Raw genomic sequence first — 4,102 nt, 5'->3', positions numbered from 1 at the left:
TCGATCTCGATGCCGGCCGCGTCCTCGATGGTGTAGACGAGCTCGACGAAGGCGAGCGAGTCGACCAGGCGGCTCTCGATGATGTTGACGTCGGGGGCGAGTTCGGTGCGGCCGGGGTGGCGGCCGAGGATCCAGTCGCGGACCTTGTCGATGCCGGTGGCGCTCATGCCGGTTCCTTTCGAGCGGTGCGGACGGTTTCGGCGGCCTGGTCGAGGTCGCCGTGGAAGTGGTCGGTGAGGACCGCGATCCAGCGTTCGAGGCCGAAGGCGGTGCAGGAGGTGTAGGCGTGTTCGCCGGTGGTGAGGGTGATGTCGCAGCGTTCGCCGAAGAAGTTGCGGTGGGTGTTGACGGAGGCGATGGCGAGGTCGCCGTACTGGAATTCGTGTTTGACGGGGTTGAGCTTCTGGAGGAGGGCGCGGGCGCCGTCGTTCTGGAAGAAGGGGTCGCTCGCGGGGGCCTTGCCGAGGTCGAGGCCGAGGGCGGCGGCGAAGGCGAGGATGCGGTCGGTGAAGTGGTGCAGGACCTGCTGGGTGTGCTCGTGGGTGCCGATGGCGACGATCTCGCGCATCTGGAAGGAGGCGAGGCGGCGCAGGCCGTCGTAGTGGTCCTCGCTGCGGAAGCAGCGGTTGACGAGGGTGACGAGGGTGTCGTCGGGGACGGTGGTGCCCTCGTAGTAGAGGTAGGCGCCGTAGCAGGTGGCGTGGGGCAGGCCGTAGCGGGCGTCGGCGAGGGCGTCGGGGGTGAAGCGTCCGCCGGCGGGCTTGCGGGGTTCGCCGGTGAGGTCGAGGGGGGCGGCGGTCCAGGCGAGGTGGGGGAAGTTGGTGTAGACGTCGAATTTCTCGAGGTCGGTGACCGGGTAGAGCGGGGGCGGGGTGATGGGTTGGGCGCCGGCGGCCCGGGCCCAGGTGGTGAAGGTCTGGTCGAGTTCCTGGAGCAGGCGGGTGGCGGGCGGTCCGAGGATGGCGAGGGCGGGTTGCCCGTCGTGGCCGGTGAGGCGGTTCATCGGATGAGTCCCGTCTTTTCCAGGTACTTGGCGGTCTTGCGGAAGGTGCGTCGTTCGGCTTCGGCGCGGGCGGGGGATTCCAGGAGCTGTCGGCGGACCTCGTGGGGCTTGTCGAGGCCGGCGTCGCGGTAGACCTGGGGGTGGTAGAGGGATTCGAAGCTGTGGGTGAGGTAGCGGCGCAGGTAGGTGGAAATGTCGTCGAGCTGCTGTTCGGTGGCGTCCTGCTTGAGGTCCTGGTAGAGGAGGTCGACGAGTTCGCGGCCGAAGGCGATGTGGCGGGATTCGTCCTGGTGGTGGATGCGGTTGATGGCGCGGATGGTGTCGTGGAGGCGCTCGTCGGTGGCCATGGTGGCGTTGTAGTGGTCGACGAGTTCTTCGAAGATGAGGATGCGGGTGAAGACGAGGAGGCTTTCGGTCTTCGTGCCGTGGGTGGGGGTTTCGGTGCCGGCGGCGGGCTGGCGGTAGATCTTCTTGCCGTAGCGCAGGCAGAACTCGGCGAAGAACCACATGTGTTCGTTCTCTTCGCCGATGAAGTGGTGGAAGAACTCGGAGGGCGTCTCGAATCCGGCGGTGTGGATGCGGTTGACGACCTCGGTGAGGAGTTCGCGGATGCCGTGGACGTTGAGGCTGTAGAAGTTGATGCTCTCGTGCTTGGAGAGGGTGTGGAGCTGTTCGGGGGTGAGCCGTTCGGCGAGCTCGGTGCCGTGGGTGGTGGTGAGTTCGGGGCTCATCCACCAGGTGTTCTCGGGGAGCCGGTCCGGCCATTCGAAGAGCCGGTAGGGGTTGTAGTAGTCGTCGATCGACTTGACGGTGAGGCGGTCCATGATTTCCTGGAACCGGCCGTTCCGCTCGATCACATCGCTGACCATGGGCGATGTCTCCGTTCGCCTCGGGGGCTTTGTGGTGTGCCTCCAGGCTATGGATTGGTGCAGACCTTCCTCAACGCCCGGAACCGGCTGCCGAATTAGGTCAGCGACCGGGTCCCCGAGAGGGGGAGCGGACGGCTCAGGGGTGCCGGTACTTCGTGACGGAACCGTCCTGGGCGGTCCGGTCCGCCGCCTGCTGGATCAGCCGGACGGCCTCGGCGGGCTTCAGCCGGCCGGTCGTCAGTTCGCCGATGTAGCCGGCGATCACCTCGCGGTTGAGGTCCTGGTACCAGTCCGTGCGGGGCGCGACGATGTGCTCGCCGGCGGCCTTGAGCAGGTCGCGGGCCGAGGCGAGGCCGGGCGGCAGTTCGAGGTCGTCCGCGGCCTCGCCGACCACCGTCAGCGAGGACACCCGGCGGGTGAACTCCCGTGCCGACGTGCGGCCGAGCAGGACGCGCAGCAGCTCCTGGCCGCCCTGCGGGTTGCGGGCGGCCCGCGGGACGACGAACGCGCTGCCGGCCGCCGCCCAGATGGTCCCGAACGGCATCCGGTCGGTGTCGCCGAGCCCGGGGGGCGGGGCCACGGCCATGTCGAAGCCGGGCGGCGTGGTGTCCTTGGCCTCGTTCTCCACCCAGGAGCCGTTCGGGATGAACAGCGCCTTCCCGGCCGTCCACGCGGTCTGCGCCTGGAGGTGGTCGAGGTCCGCGGTGCCCGCCAGCAGGTGTCCGCGGACGGCGAGTTCGTGGTACGCCTCGAAGGCCTGCCGGACGGCGTCGTGGTGCCAGGCGTTCGGCTCCAGGTTGTCGATGGCCCGCAGCACCTCGGGGCCGCCGATCTTGGCGATGAACGGGTACAGCGTCCACTGCAGGTAGAACGGGTACTTGCCGGGGAACGTCCAGCCCGCGATGCCCTCGCGCTTGGCCTCCTCGCACAGCGCGAGCATCTCGTCCCAGGTCCGCGGGTACTCCCAACCGTGCTTCGCCAGCGTCGACTCGGAGTACCAGAGGCCGAACACCGTGTACGCGTGGTTGAGCGCCCAGACCTCCTCCCCGCCGAACCGGCCCTTGGCGATCGCCGCCGGGATCAGCGTGTCGGCGACGGTCCGGCCGGGATCGTCGTAGGCCGGTGCGGCCAGCAGCGGCCGCAGGTCGGTCAGCCGGCCCGCGGCGGCCAGTTCGGCGGTGGCCACCGAGGCCGGGCCGGTGTTGTCCACGAGGTCCGGCGGGCTCCCGTCGGCGAGGCGCGGCTCCAGCAGCGGCCGGATCTCGGCGGCGGCGGTGTGCGCGACCTCCGCGTGCGGGAACGCCGTGCGGTAGCGCTCCTCGGCGTCCCGGACGTAGCCGTCGCCGAAGCCGCCGTCGAAGACCAGCACGTCCAGCGGCGCCGCCGGGTCCACGCCGAGCGGGTTCGAGCCGAGCGGGTCCGCGCGCCCGGTCAGGGCCCCGGAGGCCGACCGGGACTGCGCGAGCAGCCAGGCGTACACCTCGGGGTCGTCGTACGTCCTGGTCCACGAGTCGTGCCCGGTGTCCGGGTACCGGGTGAAGCGGACGGGGTTGCCCGCCTCCCGCAGCGCGGCCACGATCTTCTCGGTGTGCGAGACGGGGATGTTGCGGTCCTCGGCGCCGTGGAAGGTCCACACCGGCAGGTGGGCGATCCGCGGCGCGGCCTCCGGCAGCCAGGAGCCGCAGATCGGCACCGCGGCCGCGAACCGGCCCGGGTAGCGGGCGGTGAGCGCCCACGTCCCGGTGCCGCCCATGCTGAGCCCGGTGACGTACAGCCGGTCCGGATCCACGCGGTGGGCGTCGGCCACCTCCCGGACCAGGGCGGCCAGCGCGCTCAGTTCGGCCGCCCAGGTGCTGTACGAGGGACACTGCGGCGCGACCACGACGAACGGCAGGTCCGCGCCGGCCTCGATCCGCTTGAGCGGGCCGTGCGCGGCGATGCCGGCCAGGTCCTCGCCGCGCTCCGAGGCGCCGTGCAGGAACAGCAGCAGCGGCCAGGGCTCGGCCGCGTCGGCGTAGCCGTCCGGCAGCGACAGGACGTACGGCAGGTCGTTGCCGCCGTCGTCGCTCGCGAACAGGTGGTGCTGAAGGGCGGTGGACATCGGTTTCCTTTCATCGGAGGGTCGTCCGGTTGTCGCGGGGCCGGGACCGGGGGGGGGGTGGGGGGGGGGAGGCGGGGGGGCGGGGGGGCGCCCCGCCGCGGGGGGCGGGGGGGGGGGGGCTCGGCCTGT

The 4,102-nt window shown here is 70.8% G+C and carries 3 protein-coding genes; all 3 read right to left on the bottom strand.

Translation table 11 applies throughout. The annotated features are described in order from the left end of the window. Positions 1-163: 163 nt before the first annotated feature. The 3 genes from ACFV4G_RS31325 to ngcE all read right to left on the bottom strand — a co-directional run bounded on the left by ACFV4G_RS31325 (position 164) and on the right by ngcE (position 3,973). Complete coding sequence (locus ACFV4G_RS31325; protein WP_380445493.1) at positions 164-1,003, bottom strand: hypothetical protein; 840 nt, start codon at positions 1,001-1,003, stop codon at positions 164-166. Beyond that, positions 1,000-1,872 (bottom strand): diiron oxygenase, encoded by an 873-nt coding sequence (locus ACFV4G_RS31320; protein WP_380445492.1) that lies wholly within the window; start codon positions 1,870-1,872, stop codon positions 1,000-1,002. The genes ACFV4G_RS31325 and ACFV4G_RS31320 overlap by 4 nt, the downstream gene beginning before the upstream one ends. Before the next feature lie 136 nt (positions 1,873-2,008). After that, a complete protein-coding gene (ngcE, locus tag ACFV4G_RS31315) occupies positions 2,009-3,973 on the bottom strand; it encodes an N-acetylglucosamine/diacetylchitobiose ABC transporter substrate-binding protein (protein ID WP_380445491.1) in 1,965 nt (654 codons plus the stop codon). Between the last annotated feature and the right edge of the window lie 129 nt (positions 3,974-4,102).

Origin of the sequence: Kitasatospora sp. NPDC059747, from assembly GCF_042732955.1 — a bacterium.
Taxonomy (GTDB): Bacteria; Actinomycetota; Actinomycetes; order Streptomycetales; family Streptomycetaceae; genus Kitasatospora.
This window is presented reverse-complemented; position numbering and strand designations above follow the sequence as displayed.

What these genes read in the sequence shown, in the direction of transcription:
- ACFV4G_RS31325 (WP_380445493.1), bottom strand. Translation starts at nt 1,003, where the DNA reads ATGAACCGCCTCACCGGCCACGACGGGCAACCCGCCCTCGCCATCCTC.
- ACFV4G_RS31320 (WP_380445492.1), bottom strand. Translation starts at nt 1,872, where the DNA reads ATGGTCAGCGATGTGATCGAGCGGAACGGCCGGTTCCAGGAAATCATG.
- ngcE (WP_380445491.1), bottom strand. Translation starts at nt 3,973, where the DNA reads ATGTCCACCGCCCTTCAGCACCACCTGTTCGCGAGCGACGACGGCGGC.